The sequence below is a fragment of the Aeromonas aquatilis genome (assembly GCF_054052405.1).
Genome location: NZ_JBSTYP010000015.1, coordinates 19,614 through 43,448, shown reverse-complemented (window position 1 = coordinate 43,448; position 23,835 = coordinate 19,614). Strand labels below are relative to the sequence as shown.

Sequence of the window (23,835 nt, the reverse complement as noted above, 5' to 3'; positions counted from 1 at the left end):
AGTGTGCGCAGAGTCACACTGCCGGAAGTGAGAAAAACGTTTGTCCGCTGTGAGCCAGATCCCTATAATACGCGCGTCTCAATTCCCCCCCACTTTAAAACTTGGTGAGAAAGGTCATATGGATATCTTGCGTGGTGCCCCAGCACTGTCTGATTTTCGTGTCCAAAAACTGCTGCAACGCTTCGCACAGATGAGAAATGAGAGTGGTACGGAGAGTGGAGTAGAGATAGAGGATGTCTATGCCGAGTATGTGCACTTTGCCGAGCTGACAAGCCCCCTCTCTCCCCCCGAGCGAGCGACCTTGGGCCAGCTCTTGCGCTACGGCCCGACCATCCCCGAACACACCCCCAGCGGTCAGCTGTTTCTTGTTACCCCCCGTCCCGGCACTATCTCCCCCTGGTCTTCCAAAGCAACCGACATCGCCCACAACTGCGGCCTGAAACAGGTCAAGCGGCTGGAGCGTGGTATTGCCTATTACCTGACCATCAAGGGGCAGGGGGAGCTGAGTGCCGCCCAGCGCAGCGCCATTGCCGCCGTGCTCCATGATCGGATGATGGAAGTGGTGTTTGCCGAGATGAGCGAAGCTGCCGCCCTGTTTGCTCACCACGAGCCTCGCCCCTTCACCCAGGTGGATGTGCTGGGCGGTGGTCGCGCAGCCCTGGCCGAAGCCAACGTGGCGCTCGGTCTGGCGCTGGCCGACGACGAAATCGACTATCTGGTAGAGAACTTCACCAAGTTGGGTCGCAACCCCAACGACATCGAGCTCTACATGTTCGCCCAGGCGAACTCCGAGCACTGTCGCCACAAGATCTTCAACGCCGACTGGACAATAGACGGTGAGCAGCAACCCAAGTCGCTGTTCAAGATGATCAAGAACACCTTCGAGCAGACGCCGGATCATGTCCTTTCTGCCTATAAAGACAACGCCGCCGTGATGGAAGGGAGCCAGGGTGGTCGCTTCTTCCCGAGCCCGGCCAACGGCGAATACCAGTATCACCAGGAACAGGTCGACATCCTGATGAAGGTGGAGACCCACAACCACCCGACCGCCATCTCCCCGTTCCCGGGCGCAGCCACCGGCTCCGGCGGCGAAATCCGCGACGAGGGAGCCACCGGTCGCGGTGCCAAGCCCAAGGCGGGTCTGGTCGGTTTCTCCGTCTCCAACCTGCGCATCCCCGGCTTCGAGCAGCCCTGGGAGCAGGATTTCGGCAAGCCGAGCCGCATCGTCAGCGCGTTTGATATCATGCAGGAGGGGCCGCTCGGCGGCGCCGCCTTCAACAACGAGTTCGGCCGTCCGGCCATTCTCGGCTACTTCCGTACCTTCGAAGAGGAGGTGCCGAGCCACAACGGCGTCGAGGTGCGTGGCTACCACAAGCCCATCATGCTGGCGGGCGGCATCGGCAACATCCGCACCGAACATGTCCAGAAAGGGGAGATCCCGGTCGGTGCGGCGCTGATCGTGCTGGGCGGCCCGGCGATGAACATCGGTCTGGGCGGTGGTGCCGCATCCTCCATGGCCTCCGGCCAGTCAGCCGAAGATCTCGACTTTGCCTCGGTGCAGCGTGACAACCCCGAGATGGAGCGCCGTTGCCAGGAGGTGATCGATCGCTGCTGGCAGCTGGGTGACGACAACCCTATCGTCTTTATCCACGATGTGGGGGCGGGCGGTCTCTCCAACGCCATGCCGGAGCTGGTCAACGACGGTGAGCGCGGTGGTCGTTTCGATTTGCGCGCCATCCAGAGCGACGAGCCGGGCATGAGTCCGCTGGAGATCTGGTGCAACGAATCCCAGGAGCGTTACGTGCTGGCGGTAGCGCAGGACAAGCTGCCGCTGTTCAAGGCGCTGTGCGAGCGCGAGCGCGCCCCCTATGCAGTGATCGGCACCGCGACCGAAGAGAAGCATCTGACCCTCTCTGACAGCCACTTTGACAACCAGCCCATCGATCTGCCGCTGGACGTGCTGCTCGGCAAGGCGCCCAAGATGCACCGTGACGTGGTGACCCTGCCTGCACAGGGCAAAGCGCTCCAGCTCGATGGCATCACCTTGGGCGAGGCTGCCGAGCGGGTGCTGCGTCTGCCGACCGTGGCGGAGAAATCCTTCCTGATCACCATCGGCGATCGCAGCGTGACTGGCCTCGTCAATCGCGATCAGATGGTTGGCCCCTGGCAGATCCCGGTGGCCGATTGCGCCGTCACCGCTGCCACCTACGACAGCTATCACGGCGAAGCCATGTCCATGGGCGAGCGTACCCCGGTGGCGCTGCTCTCCCACGCGGCCTCTGCCCGCATGGCGGTAGCGGAAGCGCTCACCAACCTGGCACCGGCCCACATCGGTTCCCTCAAGCGGGTTAAGCTCTCCGCCAACTGGATGGCCGCTGCCGGTCACCCGGGTGAAGATGCCGGTCTCTATGAGGCGGTCAAAGCGGTGGGCGAGGAGCTCTGCCCGGCTCTTGGTATCACCATTCCGGTGGGCAAGGACTCCATGTCCATGAAGACCCGCTGGCAGCAGGATGGCAAGGAGCAGAGCGTTACCTCGCCGCTCTCCCTGCTCATCTCGGCGTTTGCACGGGTTGAGGATGTGCGCAACACAGTCACACCACAACTGCGTACCGATCTCGGTGAGACCGACCTTATCCTCATCGACCTTGGCAATGGCAAGCAGCGCCTCGGCGCCTCGGCGCTGGCGCAGGTCTATCGCCAGCTGGGTGACAAGGCGCCGGATCTCGACAACCTGGTCCAGCTCAAGGGCTTCTTCAACGCCATTCAGGCGCTGGTGGCTGATCGCAAACTGATCGCCTATCACGACCGCTCCGACGGTGGCCTGTTCGTCACCTTGACCGAGATGGCGTTTGCCGGTCACTGCGGCCTTGACATCCAGCTCGATCGCATCGGCGGCGAGCTGCTGCCTGCGCTGTTCAACGAAGAGCTGGGCGCCGTCATTCAGGTGCGTCGTGAAGACAAAGAGACGGTGATGACCCTGCTGGCCGGTCACGGTCTGGCGGCCTGCTCCCATGTACTCGGTAGCGTGCGCGAAGGGGACCTCATCACCTTGCAGCGGGGCGGTCAGGAGGTCTATCGTGCCAGCCGTACCGCACTTCGCACCATCTGGGGTGAGACCAGCTGGCAGATGCAGCGCTTGCGCGACAATCCCGAGTGTGCCGACAGTGAGCACGCGGCCCGTCAGGACGCCACCGATCCGGGTCTGCATGCCAAGCTGACTTACAACCCGTCCGAGGATGTGGCTGCCCCCTATATCGCCCGCGGGGTCTCTCCCCGTCTGGCGGTGCTGCGCGAGCAGGGGGTCAACTCCCACGTGGAGATGGCGGCGGCGTTCGATCGTGCCGGTTTCGCGGCGGTCGATGTCCATATGAGCGATATTCTCTCCGGTCGCATCAAGCTGGAGGAGTTCCAGACCCTGGTGGCCTGTGGCGGTTTCTCCTACGGTGACGTGCTGGGGGCGGGGGAAGGCTGGGCCAAGTCCATCCTGTTCAACGACAACGCCCGCGAGCAGTTCCAGCGCTTCTTCGAGCGCAGCGACACCCTCTCTCTGGGGGTGTGCAACGGTTGCCAGATGATGTCCAACCTGCGAGAACTCATCCCGGGTGCCGATCTCTGGCCGCGCTTTGTACGCAACCGCTCCGAGCGCTTCGAGGCCCGCTTCAGTCTGGTTGAGGTGCAGGAGTCCCCGTCGGCCTTCTTCGCCGACATGGCAGGCTCGGTGATGCCCATTGCCGTTTCCCACGGGGAAGGGCGTGTCGAGGTGCGCGATGCCGCTCACCTGAACGCACTGCAGCAGAGCGGTCTGGTAGGACTGCGCTTTGTCGACAACCGCGGCAGCGTGACCGAGCAATATCCTGCCAACCCGAACGGCTCGCCGGATGGTATCACCGCAGTGACCACCACAGATGGCCGCGCCACCATCATGATGCCGCACCCGGAGCGGGTGTTCCGCACCGTGGCCAACTCCTGGCACCCGGACAACTGGGGCGAGGACGGCGCCTGGATGCGGATGTTCCGCAACGCCCGGGTTCGTCTGGGTTAATAGAGAGAGCGCCAGCGCATAAAAACAGAAACCGGCCAATTGGCCGGTTTTTTTATCCGTGTCGTTACGGCTTGCCGAGCGGTTGGGGGATAAAGTCTCCCCGGTCGAGGATCCGCAGACAGGCATCCACCACATCCGCATCGAGCTGATGGCCGCGCATCTGGATGATCTGCTCACGGGCCTGGGGAATGCCGAGGGCGGCGCGATAGGGGCGATCCGAGGACATGGATTCGACGATATCGGCAACGGTGAGGATGCGGGCCTCCAGCAGGATCTCATCTCCCTTGAGCCCCTGCGGATAGCCGGAACTGTCGAGATACTCGTGGTGCTGGTGGATCATCCGGGCGATGGGCCAGGGGAAGTCGATATCCTTGAGCACCAGATAACCTGCCGTCGGGTGCTCCTTGACCAGATTGAACTCCTGGGGGGTCAGCTTGCCCGGTTTGGTCAGGATCTCGACAGGCACCTGGATTTTACCGATATCGTGCACCATGGCGCCCAAATAAAGACCACGTAACTGTTTGTCACCCAGCCCCAGTTCCCGACCGATGGCCAACGCCAGAGTAGCGACGTGCTTCTGGTGACCTGCGGTGTAGGGATCGCGTTGTTCCAGCACGGCAGCGATGGCTCCCAGCGCATCCTCCAGGGCCAGCTCCAATTGACGGGCATGCATGGCTTTTTCTCGCTGAGCGGCGAGATAGGCTTGCTGGGTACGACGAGCTTGCAGGCCATAGGTCAGGTAGTCAGCCAGTCCGTTGAAGAGGTGTACTTCCTCATCGGTGAAGGCTCTGGCCTGCGTGCTGTGAATAAGCAGGCCACCTGGCACTGTGGCTTGCCACGGTAATGGCAGCAGCAGCCGGCCCCTCAGGGTGGCGGAGTGGTGAACCAGTTCGATGCCGAGTGCTTCGTTAAGCATCTCGCCTGAGCTGATGGCCCGGAGCAGGGCCACATCCCGGGTGAGCCAGTCATCGCTGGCAAACCAGATAGCCTGACCTGCCTGCGCCAGGATCTGCCTACTGTCCTGATCAGCGGCCTGCAGCACGATCACCAAAGGAAAGCGACCATCGAAGGTGATGGCATCGCAGATCTCCTGCAGTAGTGTCTGCTCGTCCCCCTGCTTGAGCATGGCATGGTGGGCGCGGGTAATGGCTTCAAGCGTCCAGGTATATTGCTGGAGACGCTCCTGCTGCAGCTTCTGGTCGGTGATATCTTCGAAGAAAACACCGACGCCGATCACCTTGCCCAGCTCATCGTACAGGGGAAACTTGGTGGTACTGAGCCAGCGGTCTTCACCCCCTTTCAGATAGGGTTCTTCGTGATGCCGGGTTGTGCCGCTGGCCATGACCTGGAGATCGTCATCCCGATAGCGTTGGGCCAGCTCGGCCGGGAAAAAATCGGCATCGCACCTGCCAACCAGTTCGGCCGGAGTGAGGGCCAGATCGTCGGCCAGCAGACGGTTGCAGGCGATGAAGTGTGAACGGGTATCTTTCAACAGGACGCGATAGGGTAGCTGTTCCATCACCTGATGGAGCAGGGCTGCGGTGGGGTGAGAGTTGACGCCCGGTGGCTGAATGGATGGCGGTAGATCTTTTAACATCATCTTGGTGCAACCAGAGTCAGGTGGTAGTAAAGCGGTAGCCCGCTTGCCAGACGGCGAAACAGGCATCGACCACCTGTTTGTCGTAATGCACACCGGCGTAGCGCGTCAGTTCGGTGAACGCATCGGTGAGGGGGAGGGCACGCCGGAACGGCCGGTGGGCCGTCATGGCGGCCAGGGAGTCGGCGACCCGTATAATCCTCGCCTCCAGCGAGATCGCATCTCCCTGTAGCCCCTGTGGATAGCCGCTGCCATCGAGGTTTTCGTGGTGCTGCAGCACTATGGTGGCGATGGGCCAGGGGAAGTCGATCTGTTTGAGAATATCGTGGCCGGCCTGGGGGTGCTGCTTGATCAGTTCGAACTCCACCGGCCGCAATTCACGTGGGCGGGTGATGATCTCGGTGGGGATCTGCAGCAGGCCGATATTGTGCACCATGGCCGCCAGTCCCAGCGCATCCAGCCGCTCTTGCCGCAGTTGCATGGCCTGCCCGATGGCCAGTGCCAAATCGCGCCCCCTCAGCTCATGGCCCGCACTGTTGCGATCCTTGTGGCTGATAGCGCTGGCGAGGGCACTGATGGTCTGGAACAGCAGATCACGCTGGTGACGCTCGCTCTCTTTAAGGCGGGTGATGTCGACCAGGGTGCCGATGATGCCGGCAACCATCCCCTGATGGTCATAGAAGAGATCCTTGAAACAGATGACCTGATAGCGCATGCCATTGCGATCATGCAACTGCTGTTCGATGCACTGGGGCTGGCGACTTCGCAGCAACTCGGCTTCCCGCATGCTGTAGGCCTCGGCAAGCCCGACTGGCAGCAGCTCCTCGACCCGTCGACCCAGCAGCGCCTCCTTGCCGATGCCGATCACCTGATTGAAGGCCTGGTTGCAGCCCAGAAACCGCCCCTCGATATCTTTGTAGAACACAGGGATCGGGATGGCCTTGAGCAGGGATTCGTTGAAGTGTTTCAGGTCCTTCAGTTCGGCCTGCTGACGCAGGGCGAGCAGCTCGCTGTCCTTGCAGAGGGAAATGGCGCGGGCCAGGTTGCCGAGCACCGGGCTGAACAGATGGCAGACCGGTACGATCTGCTGATGTGGCTGGGGGCGAGCAGCAAGATGAGATAACCCCCTTCAACCTTGAGCCGATAGGCAAACTGGTAGGGGCGGCTGCCCGGCAGGGGGAGCGTCTGTTGCAGCAGGCAGTGCTCCTCCTCGCTGACCCACCCAGGCAGTGGCAGGGTGGTGCCGGTGTGCTGGCGCAGCTGCTCGTCGCCGATCACCTTGAGCAGCTTGTATCCCTCCCGTTGTTGCTGCAATACCGCGCAACCGGCGTGGCGCAGTGATGCATAAAACGTTGCAGTACCTTGGTGAGCAGCGCATCCAGCGTGACTTCACGCCCGATGCAGAGCGCCAGATCGCAGACGATGGCCATGGCGTGGTCGTTGTTCATATCAATGCCCCGTTACAGAGAATGGCGCCGTTATGAAATTGGGGGTAATCCCCGCGGCGCACGCTGCCAATTTCGCCAAGGGAGAGGGCGCCTGCCAGCTCGCCAGCGCCCGAGTCGCTCAGCAGGGTGTGCAGCTCGGTCACCGTCTGCTGGTCGAAGTGGAGCTGGCGTCCCGCGCAGTAGTAGACCTCCAGCAAGTGTGCCCGGGTGAGGGTTTGTTGCTGGTTGAGGCGCCTGGCCAGTGAGCAGGCATGTTCGGTGGCACTCTCTGGCGCCTTCAGCAGAGTGAGGATGCTGTGCTCTGCGACCTCGCCGGCGCAGAGCAGGGCGCCGTCATCGTTTGCCTCGACGGGGATCCTGACAATCACATCCCCGTTGGCCCGCAGCAGGCCCAGTGGCATGTGCACCACGAAACGGTAGAGCTCCTCGCGCACCATAGTGTGCTGGAATTGCTGGCGGATCAGCCCCTGATATTTTTGAAAGGCCGGTTGCCAGTCGATGTAGGCAATCTGGTTCGCTTCACTGCTGGTGGCCAGCATTGGTTGGGCCGAGAGTTGATAACCATGTTCCAGAAAGGGAAAGCTGTTGCTGGGCAGCAGCGTGCAGGTGACCCCGTAGGCAAGTTGCCGTTGATTGTCGAACAGGCAGGCAAGGGGGGTGAAGCTGCCGCTGCCTGCGTTGGCGCCGGCATAGTTGACGCGATTGGCCAGCTGCAGATAAAGCGCATCCAGAATGGAGGCGATATTGGGAATGAGGTTGTCGAAGGTCAGAAAAAGGGTTGGTGGTGGCGAAGGGGTTGGCCAGGTGGCCAGCATGCTCTCCACCTGTTCCGCAATCAGTTGAGCAAGGGATGCTGCGCTGGCTTGCGGTGTCAGGGGCAGCAGTGTGGCGTGATAGGGGTTGGCTCTGGGCAGTAGCCAGGCCCCTTGCGGTAACAATCCTTGCGCACCGATCAGCTGGGGGAAAATGGCGCTATCCAGGGCGATGTTGAAGTCGCGGCACAACTGCTGCAACAGGGGAACCTGCGCGCAATCCTGTTCGGCCAGCAGTATGGTCAGCTTGCCTCCTTGCAAGGGTGCCAGCGTGGCGGCCAGTTCTGTCGGGTTAAATTGGCAAACGTAGTGTTGCTTCATCAATCTGAACTCCATTCCAGAATGTGATCAATATATCAGTTAGAGATTCAAGAGGGTATGACGATCCTGCCCGGTTCTGGTTGTATGGCAAAAAGCATGATGGGCATCACCCTCGTTGATTGACCTGTCATTTGCTGGCTCGCGGAGTGCGCGATGCTGTCGGACCGGAAATAGAAAACCGGCAGCCAAGGCTGCCGGTTTTGCGGGTAATGGTGAGGGGGAACGTCTGTGAAGGTTACTGCAATACCACGTGCTGAAACCCTTGTACCAGGCTGATGACGGGCTGGGGATAGAGCCCCAGCAACACCACCAGCGCTGCAGAGAGCAGCACTACCACACCACCGGAGGAGAGCGCCCAGTCGGCGCTGGCATCCCGCTGCTGCATACCCGGTTCGCGCAGATAGAGGGTCACCATCACCTTGAGGTAGTAGTAGAGACCCAGTGCGCTGCCGAGCACGATGGCACCGGAGAGCCACCAGAGCTGCGCCTCGACGGTGACGCCGATGAGGTAGAACTTGCCGATAAAGCCGAGGGTCATCGGGATGCCTGCCAAGGAGAGCATCATCACCGTCAGCACGGCTGTGAGGTACGGACGCTTCCAGAACAAGCCGCGATAGCTGTGCAGGGAGTCTGCATCCTTGCCGCGATAGGGGCTCGACATCATGCTCACCACCCCAAAGGCACCCAGGCTGGTGAACAGATACATCAGCAGGTAGACCCCGGCTGCTTCCACCGGCATCTGGCCGAATCGGCTCGCCACGATTACCGCCAGCAGGTAGCCGAAGTGGGAGATGGAGGAGTAACCCAGCATCCGTTTGATGTTGGTTTGCACCAGCGCCAGCAGGTTGCCGACCAGGATGGAGATGACCGCCATGGCTGCCAGCAGCCAGTGGATCATGGGATCGCTCGCCGCCGGTACCGCCAGATAGAAGCGCAGCAGCACGGCAAAGACCGCCACCTTGCTGACGGTGGCGAGGAAGGTGGCGACCGGTGCCGGGGCACCTTCGTAGACATCCGGGGTCCAGAGGTGGAAGGGGGCCAGGGAGAGTTTAAAGGCGAAACCGACCAGCATTAACCCCAAACCCCCCATCAGCAGCGGGTGGTGAGCCGGGCTCTCGGCCAGGGTCTGCCCCAGGGCTGCAAAGCTCAGGCTGCCTGCCTGTGCATAGAGCAGCGCCATGCCAAACAGCAGGAAGGCGGTAGCTGCGGCAGAGAGCACCATGTATTTCACCGCGGCTTCCAGCGAGTGGCGCTCGCGGTAGGCGTAACCCACCAGACCGAACATCGGCAGGGTCAGCATCTCGATCCCGATAAAGAGAGAGGCGAGGTGACGGGAGCAGGCCAGCACCAGACCACCAGCGGTGGCGATCAGCAGCAGCAGGAAGAACTCCTCCCGGTTGTCCGGGTAGGCTTTCAGCCACGATTGACCGAAGGTGCAGGTGGCCAGGGCGCCGATGAGCACCAGTCCCATGTAGAAGACGGCGTAACTGTCCACTTGCAGCAGCGGGGTGACCCCCTGATCCCCTTGCGCCATCACGATGGGCAGCGAGAACAGTGCCAGGTTGAGACCAACAATGGTGACGGTAAAGGCGGTAGTGACACAGCGGCGCCAGGCGATGGCCAGCATCAGGGCCGCCATGGCCCCGGTGGTCAACAGCAGGGGAAGCAGTGCCAGCAGTTGGGAAGCGGAGAAAGTCATTGCAGGGCTCCAGCAGTCGGCAGCAGATACCAGTGCAGCACGTTGATAAGGCTGCTGCTGGCGGTATCAATCACGGGTTGGGGATAGAGGCCAAGCAGTACCAGTAGACCGGCAATCACCATCATCATGGTCAGCTCGCGGCGATCCAGTCCCTTGAGCACGCTCTCATCCTTGGTAGGGCCAAAGCAGGCGCGCTGCAGCATGATAAGGGAGTAGACCGAGGCCAGTACCAGACCGAAGGTGGCGACTGCCGTGATGACAGGAGCCACCTGGAAGCTGCCGACCAGGATCAGAAACTCGCCGACGAAGTTGCCGGTACCCGGCATGCCGAGCGACGCCACCGAGAAGAACAGCATCACACCGGGCAGATAGCGCAGGCGCCCCCATAGGCCGCCCATCTGGCGCAGGTCGCGGGTATGCAGCCGCTCGTAGAGCTGACCACAGAGGATAAAGAGGCCGGCGGCGGAGAGACCGTGGGCGATCATCTGCACCACGGCGCCCTGCAGGGCCAGCTCGCTACCCGAGTAGATGGCGATCATCACAAAGCCCATGTGGGAGATGCTGGTGTAGGCTACCAGCCGTTTGATGTCGGTCTGGGCAAAGGCCACGATGGCACCGTAGACGATCCCGATCAGGCCAAGCACCATGGCGTAGGGAGCAAATTCTGCGGATGCTTCGGGGAAGAGCGGCAAGGCAAAGCGCAGCAGACCGTAGGCGGCGGTTTTCAGCAAAATACCGGCCAAATCCACCGAACCTGCGGTCGGCGCCTGACTGTGGGCATCCGGCAGCCAGCCGTGCAGCGGTACCAGCGGCATCTTGACCGCGAAGGCGATAAAGAAGCCCAGCATCAGCAGCCACTGAACGCCCTTGCTCATCGGGGTATTGAGTAGCTCCAGATAGTTGAAGGTGAAGACTCCGGTGGCATGCTGGTGGGTCAGCACCAGCCCGATGATGGCCACCAGCATGATAAGGCCCGAAACCTGGGTGTAGATAAAGAACTTGGTTGCTGCGTTGATCCGTGATTTGCCGTCAGTGACCGAATGGCCCCAGAGCGCAATCAGGAAGTACATGGGGACCAGCATCATCTCCCAGAAGAAGAAGAAGAGGAACAGGTCCAGCGCCATGAAGACCCCGAGCACGCCGCCCAGGATCCAGAGCAGGTTGAGGTGGAAGAAGCCGATGCGCTGCACGATCTCTTTCCACGAACAGAGGATGGCCAGTACCCCGATAAAGCAGGTGAGGATCACCATCAAGAGCGACAGGCCATCCACCGCGATATGCAAAGAGATGCCGAAGCGGGGGATCCACGGCAGGCGCCACTCGGCGGCCCAGGCGGAGGCAGCACCGGAGACGCCCGCGCTGTCGAGGCCGGTCGTGGCAAGGGAGAAATCACCACTTAGCCAGATGGCACAGGAGAGCAGCAGGCTGGCGCTCATGGAGAGCAGGGCCACCCAGCGGACAAACTGCCCGCCGAGACGCTCCATCTGCCAGCAGAGCAAGCCGCCGATAAAAGGAATTAGCAAGATCCAGAGTAAGGTCACGGTATCAGCTCTCGTTCAAGTTCATATGAGATTGCGCTCCCTGTTCCATCAGGGAGAGCAAACAGCCTGGCTGTATGATTGTCCGGTTGTTCATCGCGTTACCCCAGCAGCAACAGCGCCAGCACCAGCACGGCGCCGATCCCCATGGAGGCGGCATACCAGCGCAACTTGCCGGTCACGGTCCAGGCCAGCAGCTGGTTGCCACGCAGGGCAAGCCAGGCGGGCAGGCCCATCATCCAGTCCAGCGGGTCGTGGGCCAGCAGCCGGGTCGCCAGCAGATAGGGTTTGACCCACAGCTGGTCATAGAGCCAGTCAAAGCCCCAAGCGTTGAACCAGAGGGTGCTGAGCAGGCGGCCTGGCGCGCTGTTGGCAATGGAGGTGGCCAGACGGCGCTCACCAAGGAACAGAAACGCGGCCAGCGCAATGCCTGCGATGGCGATGATGCCAGAGGTGATTTCCAGTGCATGGCGCCCCTCTTCGATATGATCACCAGGGCCTGCGGGCAGCACCCCGGCCAGCGGCGGGGTGATCAGCGCCCCGATGCCGGTAGAGAGCACCAGCAATACCAGCAGCGGCAGATTGTGAGCCAGACCGTGGCCCGCATGGGCTTTGGTCTGCTCTTTGCCATGGAAGGCGATAAAGATCAGTCGGAAGGTGTAGAGAGAGGTCAGGAATGCCCCTACCAGACCGGCCCACAGCAGAGCGCTTTGGCCAGAGGCTTCTATTTGCCACAGGATGGCGTCCTTACTGTAGAAACCCGAGGTGACCAGCGGCAGCGCGGCCAGTGCCGAGCCACCCACCAGGAAGCAGGCATAGACCAGCGGCAGGCTCTTGCGCAGGCCGCCCATCTTGAAGATGTTCTGCTCGTGATGGGTCGCGACGATAACGGCACCAGCGGAGAGGAACAGCAGCGCCTTGAAGAAGGCGTGGGTCATCAGGTGGAAGATGGCCCCTTCCCATGCACCGACACCGAGTGCTAGGAACATGTAGCCAATCTGGCTCATGGTGGAGTAGGCAAGGATCCGTTTGATGTCGGTCTGAACCAGCGCGGCAAAGCCTGCCAGCACTAGCGTGATGGCGCCAACCAGCCCGACCAGATGGAGGATCTCCGGCGCCAGCAGGAACAGGCCGTGGGTACGAGCAATCAGGTAGACACCGGCGGTCACCATGGTGGCGGCGTGGATCAGCGCAGAGACCGGGGTCGGGCCTGCCATCGCATCCGCCAGCCAGGTTTGCAGCGGCAGCTGGGCCGATTTGCCGACCGCGCCACCCAGGAGCATCAGACAGGCCAGTGACAGGGCAGGGGAGCCCTCGGCAAACAGGGTGGGCGCGCGCACCAGCAGCTCGTGGATATTGAGGGTGCCCAGTTCCCGATAGAGGATAAACAGGCCGATGGCGAGGAAGACATCACCCACCCGGGTCACGACAAATGCCTTGAGGGCGGCCGCGCCGTTGTTGCGATCCTTGTAGTAGAAGCCGATCAGCAGGTAGCTGCACAGCCCCACACCTTCCCAGCCGAGGTAGACAAACAGCAGGTCATCGGCCAGCACCAGAAACAGCATGCTGGCTATAAAGAGGTTGGTGTAGGTGAAGAAGCGGGAGTAACCCTCTTCCCCGCGCATATACCAGGAGGCGAACAGGTGGATAAAGAAACCCACCCCGGTCACCACCCCCAGCATGGTCAGCGACAGGCCATCCAGTGCCAGCGAGAAGCTCGGGGTAAAGTTGCCCACCGCCATCCATTGCCACAGGTGTTGGATATAGACGCCCCCCTCGGGCGGGTTGCCCAGAAAGTCCATGCCGACCCACAGGGTAGTGAGGGCCGACAGGCCAATGGAGCCTACCCCGACCAGCGCCGAGGTACGCTCACCAAACCGACCGAGGGAGAAGGCCAGCACCAGCCATCCCAGCAGCGGAAATAGAAAAGTCAGATATAAGAGGCTCATCCGCGCATCTCGCTCACATTGTCCACGTTCAGGGTGTGGTAACGACGATAGAGCAGCAGTAACAGGGCGAGGCCGATACTGGCCTCCGCTGCCGCCAGAGAAATCACCAGGATATACATGATCTGGCCATCGGCCTGGGCCCAGCGGCTACCCGCCACCACAAACGCCAGTGCCGAGGCATTCATCATGATCTCGATACTCATCAGGATGTAGAGCAGGTTGCGGCGGATCAGCAGACCGCACAAGCCGATGCAGAAGAGCACCGCGGCCAGCAGGAGGCCGTGCTCCATAGGGATTCCATTCATTGCTGACCTCCTTCTTGTGCAGAGCGGGAAGCAGAGCGCGGGACGGAGAGCACTTCACCGCTCTTCTCTTCCCGACCCAGGTGATAGGCGGTCACCAGACCCGCCAGCAGCAGGATGGAGGCAAGCTCCACCGCCAGCACATAGGGGCCAAAGAGCTCGACACCCACCTGCTTGGCGGTCACCTCGGTCACTCCGATCAGGCCCCCGGTCACCCCGAGAATGCCGTGGGCCAGAAAGCCCAGCAGGATCAGCGAGAGCAGGGCTGGGCCCCCCCAGGTCATGGGGGTGAGCCACTTTTTCTCCTGTGCCTGGGCACTCCCCAGGTTCAGCATCATCACCACGAACACGAACAGCACCATGATGGCGCCGGCGTAGACGATCACCTGCAGGGCGCCGGCAAAGGCGGCACCCAGGCAGAAGAAGATCATGGCCACGGCGATGAGAGAGATGATGAGATTGAGCAGCGCATGCATGGGATTGCTGGTGCTGATCACCCGCAGCGTGCTGTAAATGGCCACCAGGGCCGAGGCATAAAATGCCAGTTCCATGATTGACTCCTCAGGGCAGCAGGCTCTTGACATCGATGGGCTTGGCTTCGTTTTCGGCATCCCCTTTCGGCTTGCCGTCGATGGCCATCCCGCTCATGCGATAGAAGTTGTAGTCCGGGTATTTGCCGGGCCCGCTGATCAGCAGATCTTCCTTCTCGTACACCAGATCCTGGCGGCGATACTCACCCATCTCGAAATCCGGTGTCAGCTGGATGGCGGTGGTGGGGCAAGCTTCTTCGCACAGGCCGCAGAAGATGCAGCGAGAGAAGTTGATGCGAAAGAACTCCGGATACCAGCGACCATCTTCCCGCTCGGATTTTTGCAGCGAGATGCAGCCCACCGGGCAGGCGACCGCGCAGAGGTTGCAGGCCACGCAACGCTCGTCCCCGTCGGGGTCACGGGTCAGCACGATGCGACCGCGGTAGCGGGGGGCGGCATAGACTGCCTGCTCCGGATAGTTGAGAGTTTCACGGGGCCGCCAGGCATGGGAGAAGACCATGGCCAGGCTGCGTAACTGGGTGCCGACACCCTGAATAATGCTAACAATTTTCATAATGAGTGCCTCACTGCGTACTTATCAGTACAACTGCCGCGGTGACCAGCATATTGATTAGGGTCAGCGGCAAGCAGACTTTCCAGCCAAACGACATCACCTGGTCAAAGCGCGGGCGAGGCAGGGAAGCCCGCAGCAGGATGAAGAACACCATGAAACAGGCGGTCTTCAGGGCAAACCAGATGAAGGGGGGCAACCAGGGGCCGTGCCAGCCACCGAAGAAGAGGGTCACGATGAGCGAGGAGACCAGCACGATGCCGATATACTCGCCCACGAAGAAGAGACCCCACTTCATCCCCGCATACTCGATGTGATAGCCGTCGGCGAGCTCCTGCTCGGCTTCCGGCTGATCGAACGGGTGACGGTGGGTGACGGCGACACCGGCAAACAGGAAGGTGACAAAGCCCAAGATCTGGGGCACCACGTTCCACAAGTCTGCCTGTGCTTCGACGATATCCCGCAGGTTGAAACTGCCGGTCTGGATCACAATCCCCATCAGGGATAGCCCGAGAAATACCTCGTAGGAGAGGGTCTGAGCCGAGGCGCGCAAGCTGCCGAGCAATGAGTATTTGTTGTTGCTCGACCAGCCGGCGAACAGCACCGCATAGACCGCCAGCCCTGCGATGGCCAGGATGTAGAGCAGCCCCACATTGAGATCCGCCACGCCCCAAGTGGGGGTGATGGGCACCACCGCAAACGCCAGAATAAAGGCAGTGAAGGCGATGATGGGGGCCAGGATAAAGATCCGCCGATCAGCGAACGGCGGGATCCAGTCCTCCTTGAAGAACATCTTGATCATGTCGGCGGCCAGCTGGAGCAGACCAAACGGCCCCACCCGGTTGGGGCCGTAGCGATCCTGCCACAGGGCCAGCAGACGGCGCTCGATAAAGCTCATGAAGGCGCCAGCCCCCACGATCCCCACCAGCACGATCAGTGCCTTGCCCACTTCCAGCAACAGATCGATCAGCGACTCACTCATGCGATCACCTCCTGCAGGTTAGTGATTGAGGCTTGTTGCAGGGCCGTCGGCAGGCCGTTCACCCCAAGGGGGAGCCCCACCAGACCGGCGCTCAGCTGCTCGCTAAGCCGCAGACGCAGTTGCCAGTGGCTACCGCCCCAGGAGAAGGAGACCTGATTACCCCCGTGGAGGGCCAGACGCTGCGCATCAAGGGGATTGAGCACCAGCTCGGGTTCGTTCATTCGGGCCTGAATAACCGGGCTGCGGGCCGACAGCTCCTCGCCGCCAAACAGCTGGGCATAATTAACCACTTGCAGCGCCTCTGCGGCCTTGAAGGGGGCGGGGATGGTGGTGAACCAGCCGAGCAGCTCCTTGCCTTCTGCCTGCGGGTCTGTTGCTTCCAGCAGACGGCGACCCGGATCGCCGGCGCGCAGTTTGCCACCGACTTCATCCTGGAACTTGTTCCAGGCGGAGGGAGAGTTCCAGCCCGGCGCCCAGGCGAACGGTACTTGCGGCAGCGGCTGACGGGCTCCGGCATACCCCTCCATGGAGAAGTTGAAGGGGGAGTCGGGGTCTTGCGCTACCCGTGGCTCGCTGACGTTCTGATCCGCCAGCATGGAGGTGCGACCGCTGTAGCGGTGCGGCTCACGGGCCAGTCGCATGCCTCGGATCCGCAAGCCTGCATTGGGCGCCGCTTCCAGCATGGTAGCGAGCAGCGGGTGGCTGCTGGCGCAAGCGTGGCTGATCTGCTCGAAGTTCTGCCAGCGCAGCGGCTTGCGTTCGATCGCCCCTTGCAGCGCCGCCAGCCAGCGCCACCCTTCACGCACCTGAATATCGGCGTTGTAGAAGGCGGGCGCATAGACCTGGAAGAAGCGCTGGGCGCGCCCTTCCATGTTCACCAGGGTGCCATCGGCCTCGGCAAAACTGGCCGCTGGCAGCACCAGATCAGCCTTGTTGGCGGTCGGGGTCGCCTGGTGGTCGATGACCAGCAGGTGCTGCAGCCGTGTCAGCGCAGCATCCACCCGGTTGCGTGGCGCGCGGCGGTAGAGATCGTTCTCCAGGGTAACCAGCGCCAACCCCTCTTCTGACTCGATACGCGCAAGGGCGGCTTCGAGTGGCTTATCTGCCAATGTGTGAGCACCCAGCATGGCCAGACCCAGCGAGTTGGCCTCCTGGCCAACCAGCGCGATGCTGGCTTCCAGACCACGCCCTTTCAGGGTACGAGCAATATTGCTGGCTGCTTCGACCAGCGTCACATCGCAGGCAGTGGAGCCTGCAATGATGAGCGGCTTCCTGGCGTTGCCGAGCAGCTTGGCCCAGCGAGTCGCTTGTGCCTGCAGTTCGGGGCAGAGGTCGGCCACGGCCGGAGCACTAGGGTCGAGCAGGTTGGCGATGGCAAAGCCAAGGCGCGCCTGATCGGCATAGGGGGCGTGCAGCTTGTCGGCCGCCACATCGTCAAGACGGGTGGTGTCGAGACTGGTGATGAGCAGCGGGTAGCGCTCGTTCTGACCCAGGGTCTGAACGGCGGCGACTTGCCACAGATCGACCTTCATCTTGCGGGCCAGCTCGCGGGCCTTGCCCTTGACGGCTTGGCGCAGCGCCAACGCGATACGGGCTGCGCTCATGGTGACATCCTCGCCGAGCAGCAGAATGGCGTCGGCCTCTTCCATGTCCCGCAGGCTCGGGGTTGGCACGCCGCCCTGTTGCAGGATCTGCAGCATCTTCAGCTGACAGGCCCATTCTGCCTGCTCGACGCCTGCGTAGAAGTTAGCTTCGCCCACCAGTTCGCGCAGGGCAAAGTTGCTCTCCAGCGAGGCGCGGGGCGATCCGATGCCGATGAGGTCGCTGGCACTGCGCAGGGCATCGGCGGCGCGGTTGAGGGCGCCATCGACTGTGATGGTCAGCTGGTCGTTGCCATCTTTGAGCAGCGGTTGGCGCGGACGGTCGGCCAGATTGACGTAGCCATAGCCAAAGCGGCCACGGTCACAGAGGAAGTAGTGGTTGACGCTGCCGTGGAAGCGGTTTTCGATGCGACGCAGCTCGCCATAACGCTCACCCGGGCTGATGTTGCAGCCCACGGAGCATTGCTGGCAGATGCTGGGGGCAAACTGCATGTCCCACTTGCGGTTGTAACGCTCGGAGTGGGTCTTGTCGGTGAAGACGCCGGTGGGGCAGACCTCCACCAGGTTGCCGGAAAATTCGCTCTCCAGGGTGCCATCCTCGACCCGCCCGAAATAGACGTTGTCGTGGGCACCGTAGACCCCGAGATCCTCGCCACCGGCATAATCCTTGTAATAACGGACGCAGCGGTAGCAGGCGATGCAGCGGTTCATCTCGTGACCGATGAAGGGGCCCAGCTCCTGATTCTGATGGGTGCGTTTGGTGAAGCGGTAGCGACGGCTGTTGTGGCCGGTCATCACCGTCATGTCCTGCAGGTGGCAGGCGCCGCCCTCTTCACACACCGGGCAGTCGTGGGGGTGGTTGGTCATCAACCACTCCACCACGCTCTTGCGAAATTCTTTAGCCTCTTCATCCTCGATGGCAATGTAGCTGCCATCGGTGGCCGGGGTCATGCAGGACATGACCAGACGACCGCGTTTGTCATCGGCATTCTGATACTGTTTGACTGCACACTGGCGGCAGGCTCCCACGCTACCCAGCGCCGGATGCCAGCAGAAATAGGGGACGTCCAGACCCAGCGACAGACAGGCTTGCAGCAGGTTATCTGCTCCGTCTACCTCGTACTCTTTGCCGTCTACATAAATGGTTGCCATACAACTTCCCTGAAACCTGTTTTGTGAAATCTGTGGTGTCGTTACCAGCGCTCGCCCAGCAGATTGGGCTGGATCCCTTTGACCGGCTTGCGGTTATCACCGCTGCCTTTGATCCCGGCCTCGAATTCGGCGCGGAAATATTTGATGGCGCTGGCCAGCGGCTCGACGGCGCCCGGTGCGTGGGCGCAGAAGGTCTTGCCCGGGCCAAGGAAACCGCAGAGTTGTTCCAGAGTCGCCAGATCGCCGGATTGCCCTTCGCCACGCTCCAGCGCGCGCAGCAGCTTGACGCTCCAGGGCAGGCCATCGCGGCAGGGCGTGCACCAGCCGCACGACTCGCGGGCGAAGAACTCCTCCATGTTGCGCAGCAGGGAGACCATGCTGATGGAGTCATCCACCGCCATGGCGAGGCCAGTCCCCATCCGGGTGCCGACCTTGCCGATACCGGCGGTATACATCTGGGCATCGAGGTGCTCCGGCAGCAGGAAGCCGGTGCCCGCGCCGCCCGGTTGCCAGGCTTTCAGGCGATAGCCGCTCTTCATGCCACCGGCGTAATTTTCAAACAGCTCGCGGGCGGTGATGCCAAACGGCAGCTCCCAGACCCCGGGGTTGTTCACCTTGCCGGAGAAGCCCATCAGCTTGGTGCCGTGATCTTCCGAGCCCGGCAGCGCCAGCCCGTGATACCAGGCGACCCCGTTGCCGATGATGGCAGGCACGTTGCAGAGGGTCTCGACGTTGTTGACGCAGGTGGGTTTGCCCCAGACGCCTGAGACGGCGGGGAAGGGGGGTTTGGCGCGCGGGTTGGCACGGCGCCCTTCCAGCGAATTGATCAACGCCGTCTCTTCACCACAGATGTAGCGGCCGGCGCCGGTGTGGACGAACAGCTCGAAGTCAAAACCGGATCCCAGAATGTTCTTGCCCAGTAGACCGGCGGCTTTTGCCTCTTCCACCGCACGGCGCAGGTGGATGGCAGCATCCACATACTCGCCGCGCAGGAAGATATAGCCGCGATAGGCCTTGAGCGCCCGGGCACTGATGATCATCCCTTCGATCAGCAGATGGGGCAGTTGCTCCATCAGCAGGCGATCTTTCCAGGTGTTGGGTTCCATCTCGTCGGCGTTGCAGAGCAGGTAACGGATGTTCATGCTCTCGTCTTTGGGCATCAGCCCCCACTTCACGCCAGTGGGGAAGCCCGCGCCGCCACGCCCCTTGAGGCCGGCATCCTTGACGGTGCTGACGATCTCGTCCGGGCTCATCTGGCCGAGCGCCTTGCGGGCGGCTTCATAGCCCTGTTTGGCCTGATACTCCTCCAGCCACACCGGCTGGCCGTCATCCCGCAGCCGCCAGGTGAGCGGGTGGGTCTCGGGGGCACGCGGGGTGCGATTGGCGGTGCCAAGAGAGGCGAGGATCTTGTTCTGCGGCAGGCTCATGGGTAAGCCTCCAGGGTTTTCAGCAAGGTCACCGGATCGAGGCCGCCATAGGTGTCGTCATCGATCATGATGGCTGGCCCCTTGTCGCAGTTGCCAAGGCAGCAGACCGGCAGCAGGGTGAAGCGGCCATCCGGGGTGGTTTGACCGGGGCCGAGGTTCATCACCTCCTTGAGACCGGCCAGCAGATCTTCGTGGCCATTGATGTAGCAGACCATGCTGTCGCAGACGCGGATAATGTGACGCCCTACCGGCTGGCGGAAGATCTGGCTATAGAAGGTAGCGACCCCCTCCACGTCGCTGGCGGGAATGCCGAGCTCGGCCGCGATGGCGTGAATGGCACCGTCGGGGACCCAGCCTCTGGCCTGCTGCACGATCTTGAGCGCTTCGATGCTGGCGGCGCGGGGATCTTCGTAGTGGTGTTTCTCGTGTTCGATGGCATCGCGTTCAGCCTGGCTCAGAACGAAGTCGTCCTGTTTGCTGCTGCATGCCCCTTGCCCCTGTGGGGTCTGATTATTGTGACACTGACATTGCTGGCTCATGACTTGACCTTTGGTGGCTTGTCCTTTTACTGCTCGTCCGGCGATCCCGATTCCCGGCCATGGCCGGGAGGCGGGATCACTTAACGGTCCACATCCGACATAACGAAATCGATACTGCCCAGATAGACGATGAGGTCCGATACCATGCTGCCCTTGATCACCGAGGGGATCTGCTGCAGGTGAGCAAAGCTCGGGGTGCGGATCCGGGTCCGGTAGCTCATGGTGGAGCCGTCACTGGTCAGGTAGTAACTGTTGACCCCCTTGGTCGCTTCAATCATCTGGAACGACTCGGCAGCGGGCATCACCGGGCCCCACGACACTTGCAGGAAGTGGTTGATCAGGGTCTCGATGTGCTGCAGGGTGCGCTCTTTGGGCGGTGGGGTGGTGAGGGGGTGATCCGCCTTGAAGGGGCCCTCCGGCATGTTCTTCATGCACTGCTCGATGATCGACATGCTCTGGCGGATCTCCTCGATCCGCACGGTTGCCCTGTCGTAGGCATCGCCATTGCTGCCGACCGGCACTTCAAAGTCGAATTGATCGTAACCGGAGTAGGGGCGCCACTTGCGCACGTCGAAGTTGAGGCCGGTGGCGCGCAATCCGGCCCCCGTGGTACCCCAGGACAACGCCTGCTCGGTGGTGTAGGCAGAGACGCCTATGGTGCGACCGCGCAGAATGCTGTTGCGCATCGCCGCTTTTTCGTAATCCATCAGCCGCTTGGGCAGCCAGCTCAGCAGGTTGTCCTGCACCAGCCGCTGCCATCCCTTCGGCAAGTCGTGGGCCACACCGCCGATACGGAACCAGGCCGGATGCATGCGGGCACCGGTGATCGCTTCGATGATGGTGTAGATCTTCTGCCGGTCGGTGAAGGTGAAGAAGACCGGGGTCATGGCCCCCACGTCCTGGATATAGGTCCCTAGGAACAAGAGGTGACTCTGGATGCGGAACAGCTCCGCCATCATCACCCGGATCATGTCGACCCGCTGCGGCACCTTGATGCCGGCCAGCTTTTCGACCGCCAGCACATAGGGGAGGTTGTTCATCACCCCGCCCAGATACTCGACCCGGTCGGTATAGGGGATGTAGCTGTGCCAGGACTGGCGCTCGCCCATCTTCTCGGCACCACGATGGTGGTAGCCGATATCGGGCACGCAGTTGCGGATCTCCTCGCCATCGAGCTGCAACACCAACCGGAAGGCGCCGTGGGCAGAGGGGTGATTGGGGCCGAGGTTGAGGAACATGTAGTCCTCGTTCTCGTTGCCGCGGGCCAGGCCCCACTCTTCCGGTTTGAACAGCAGGTTCTCCTGCTCCATGTCCTGTTTGGCAGCATCGAGCATGAAGGGATCGAATTCGGTGGCGCGCGCGGGATAATCCTTGCGCAGCGGGTGACCCTGCCAGCTCTTGGGCATCATGATGCGGGTCAGATGGGGGTGACCGTCGAAGGTGATGCCCATCAGATCCCACACTTCCCGCTCGTACCAGTTGGCATTGGGGAAGTGGTTGGTGATGGTGGGCAGATGCAGGTCACTCTCGGCCAGCGCCACTTTCAACATCACATCGGCGTTACGGTCGATGGAGATGAGGTGATAGAAAACGGTGAAGTCGCTCTGGGACAGACCGTCGCGATGGCTGCGCAGCCGCTCGTCGGTGGCGCTGAGATCAAACAGCATCACAAACGGGGAGGGCACCTTGCGCAAAAAGCCCATCACATCCTGAAGCAGTTCGCGGGGAAGCCAGACCACCGGCACGCCGGTGCGCGTGGTCTGCACGGTGAAGTGCTCGGCCCCGAAGTGGGCAAACAGTTCGCCAATGACTTTGGCATCCTTGTGGTCGCTGGGCTGCCACTGGGCCATGGCGTAATTGCTGGGAAAATCACGAGTCAGTTTCATGGTCAGATCTCATCCGGCGTGCGCAGGTTGGTCACATTGATCCGTTCGCCGCGCTTGCGCTCTTTTTCGGCCTGCATCTGGGGACGGTAGATCCCCTGATCGCCCACTACCCAGGAGAGGGGGCGGCGCTCTTTGCCGATGGAGTCCTGCAGCAGCATCAGGGCTTGCAAAAAGGCTTCGGGACGGGGCGGGCAACCCGGAATGTAGACGTCGACCGGCAGGAACTTGTCTACCCCCTGCACCACTGAATAGATGTCATACATGCCGCCGGAGTTGGCACAGGCCCCCATGGAGATCACCCACTTGGGTTCGAGCAACTGTTCATACAGGCGCTGGATGACTGGCGCCATCTTGATGAAGGGGGTCCCTGCAATCACCATGAAATCGGCCTGACGGGGCGAAGCGCGGATAACTTCGGCGCCGAAGCGGGCCACATCGTGGGGGGAGGTGAAGGCGGTACACATCTCCACGTAGCAGCAGGAGATGCCGAAGTTGTAAGGCCAGAGGGAGTTTTTGCGGCCCCAGTTGACCGTGTCTTGCAGCACCTCCTCGAGTCGGCCCATCATGATGCCGCGCGTCGCTTCTTGCGCCAGTGGGTCATCGACGGTCTGGCGCTGCTCCTGGGGGTAGCGCTCAACGGGTGCATCCGGGTCAATCCGGGTCAGGGTGTACTTCATGGTGCAACCTCAAGGAAAGGGTCTGTGGTTCAATCACTGTTTTTGTTGTTCAGCTGCGGTTTGCGCGGTGACCAGTCCAGTGCGCCGATGCGCCAGAGGTAGATCAGGCCGATAAGCAGCAGTCCGATGAAAATGGTGGCTTCAATAAAGCCGACCCAGCCGCTTTCGCGCACGGAGACAGACCAGGCAAACAGGTAGAGCGCCTCGACGTCGAAGATGACGAAGAACATGGCGACCAGATAGAACTTGGCGGAAAAACGCAGGCGGGCACTGCCGACCGAGTCGACACCAGATTCGAATGGTTTGTTCTTGGTACGGCCGTAGGCACGACCCCCGAGCAGGGCTGCCAATCCAATCATGGTCAGGCAGATGGTGATGGCACCGATGACATAAATGGCAAACGCCCAATGTTGAGCAGAAATATCAGCAAACATAGAGGTTTTTCCTAACCGAATTAATCATGAGACCCAACAATAATGTTACGCATTATGACATTTTCGTACTGATTTACATGTGATTTTTGTGGATTATTTATTAATCGGTTAACAGGTAATTAAATTTTGTTAAGAGGCGCACTTTTTTGCTGGTTATGGCGGGCGAGAAAGGCCTGTAAAGCGCAGAGAGCAGCTCCTCGTCATCACCTGAAAGGGGTAAATGCCGCGGGCGAAGCAGGATCAGGTCGGTATCGCGGGTAGGGGGCACAGGCGGGAGAAGAGCGTGATGGCGGGTGAGATAGAGGGGGCGGCAAGAGCAATAAAAAGA

At 61.4% G+C, this 23,835-nt stretch carries 16 protein-coding genes and 1 pseudogene; 1 reads left to right on the top strand and 16 read right to left on the bottom strand.

The features are described from left to right. Window positions 1–118 precede the first annotated feature (118 nt). Window positions 119–4,042 (top strand): phosphoribosylformylglycinamidine synthase, encoded by a 3,924-nt coding sequence (purL, locus tag ACW5W8_RS07810; protein WP_498627207.1) that lies wholly within the window; start codon window positions 119–121, stop codon window positions 4,040–4,042. 64 nt (window positions 4,043–4,106) lie between these two features. Here purL and ACW5W8_RS07805 read toward each other — a convergent pair whose 3' ends face one another. The 16 genes and pseudogenes from ACW5W8_RS07805 to ACW5W8_RS07730 form a co-directional block, all read right to left on the bottom strand. Continuing rightward, on the bottom strand, window positions 4,107–5,642 hold the full coding sequence (locus ACW5W8_RS07805; protein ID WP_498627205.1) for an HD domain-containing phosphohydrolase: 1,536 nt from the start codon (window positions 5,640–5,642) through the stop codon (window positions 4,107–4,109). 16 nt (window positions 5,643–5,658) lie between these two features. Then, window positions 5,659–7,087: pseudogene (locus ACW5W8_RS07800) on the bottom strand (HD-GYP domain-containing protein). After that, window positions 7,084–8,220 carry an FIST C-terminal domain-containing protein gene (locus ACW5W8_RS07795; RefSeq protein ID WP_498627204.1) on the bottom strand — a complete coding sequence of 379 codons (1,137 nt, stop codon included), beginning with the start codon at window positions 8,218–8,220 and terminating at the stop codon, window positions 7,084–7,086. Before ACW5W8_RS07795 ends, ACW5W8_RS07800 begins: the two are co-directional and overlap by 4 nt. Window positions 8,221–8,455: 235 nt before the next feature. Continuing rightward, window positions 8,456–9,919: an NADH-quinone oxidoreductase subunit NuoN gene (gene nuoN / locus ACW5W8_RS07790; protein ID WP_129504218.1), complete on the bottom strand. Its 1,464-nt coding sequence runs from the start codon at window positions 9,917–9,919 to the stop codon at window positions 8,456–8,458. Continuing rightward, entirely contained in the window at window positions 9,916–11,460 is a 1,545-nt protein-coding gene (gene nuoM / locus ACW5W8_RS07785; protein WP_498627203.1) for an NADH-quinone oxidoreductase subunit M, read from the bottom strand. Before nuoM ends, nuoN begins: the two co-directional genes overlap by 4 nt. Window positions 11,461–11,558: 98 nt before the next feature. Then, complete coding sequence (gene nuoL, locus ACW5W8_RS07780; protein WP_498627202.1) at window positions 11,559–13,406, bottom strand: NADH-quinone oxidoreductase subunit L; 1,848 nt, start codon at window positions 13,404–13,406, stop codon at window positions 11,559–11,561. Beyond that, window positions 13,403–13,711, bottom strand: coding sequence for an NADH-quinone oxidoreductase subunit NuoK (gene nuoK / locus ACW5W8_RS07775; protein WP_431362521.1), 309 nt, complete (start codon window positions 13,709–13,711; stop codon window positions 13,403–13,405). Before nuoK ends, nuoL begins: the two co-directional genes overlap by 4 nt. Continuing rightward, a complete protein-coding gene (gene nuoJ, locus ACW5W8_RS07770; RefSeq protein WP_005337246.1) occupies window positions 13,708–14,259 on the bottom strand; it encodes an NADH-quinone oxidoreductase subunit J in 552 nt (183 codons plus the stop codon). Before nuoJ ends, nuoK begins: the two co-directional genes overlap by 4 nt. Before the next feature lie 10 nt (window positions 14,260–14,269). Continuing rightward, the gene (gene nuoI, locus ACW5W8_RS07765; protein WP_005337245.1) at window positions 14,270–14,812 is read right to left on the bottom strand and encodes an NADH-quinone oxidoreductase subunit NuoI; all 543 of its coding nucleotides are present in this window, start codon (window positions 14,810–14,812) and stop codon (window positions 14,270–14,272) included. Window positions 14,813–14,822: 10 nt separating this feature from the next. After that, the gene (gene nuoH / locus ACW5W8_RS07760) at window positions 14,823–15,791 is read right to left on the bottom strand and encodes an NADH-quinone oxidoreductase subunit NuoH (protein ID WP_005344904.1); all 969 of its coding nucleotides are present in this window, start codon (window positions 15,789–15,791) and stop codon (window positions 14,823–14,825) included. Next, entirely contained in the window at window positions 15,788–18,544 is a 2,757-nt protein-coding gene (nuoG, locus tag ACW5W8_RS07755) for an NADH-quinone oxidoreductase subunit NuoG (protein WP_498627201.1), read from the bottom strand. The genes nuoH and nuoG overlap by 4 nt, the downstream gene beginning before the upstream one ends. Window positions 18,545–18,585: 41 nt before the next feature. Next, window positions 18,586–19,971 carry an NADH-quinone oxidoreductase subunit NuoF gene (gene nuoF, locus ACW5W8_RS07750; RefSeq protein WP_498627200.1) on the bottom strand — a complete coding sequence of 462 codons (1,386 nt, stop codon included), beginning with the start codon at window positions 19,969–19,971 and terminating at the stop codon, window positions 18,586–18,588. Next, on the bottom strand, window positions 19,968–20,510 hold the full coding sequence (gene nuoE / locus ACW5W8_RS07745) for an NADH-quinone oxidoreductase subunit NuoE (protein WP_005337236.1): 543 nt from the start codon (window positions 20,508–20,510) through the stop codon (window positions 19,968–19,970). The genes nuoF and nuoE overlap by 4 nt, the downstream gene beginning before the upstream one ends. 80 nt (window positions 20,511–20,590) lie before the next feature. After that, complete coding sequence (nuoC, locus tag ACW5W8_RS07740; protein ID WP_498627198.1) at window positions 20,591–22,396, bottom strand: NADH-quinone oxidoreductase subunit C/D; 1,806 nt, start codon at window positions 22,394–22,396, stop codon at window positions 20,591–20,593. Between the two features lie 2 nt (window positions 22,397–22,398). Continuing rightward, on the bottom strand, window positions 22,399–23,073 hold the full coding sequence (locus ACW5W8_RS07735) for a NuoB/complex I 20 kDa subunit family protein (protein ID WP_005344917.1): 675 nt from the start codon (window positions 23,071–23,073) through the stop codon (window positions 22,399–22,401). A gap of 29 nt (window positions 23,074–23,102) precedes the next feature. Beyond that, on the bottom strand, window positions 23,103–23,507 hold the full coding sequence (locus ACW5W8_RS07730) for an NADH-quinone oxidoreductase subunit A (protein WP_498627196.1): 405 nt from the start codon (window positions 23,505–23,507) through the stop codon (window positions 23,103–23,105). Window positions 23,508–23,835: the final 328 nt, after the last annotated feature.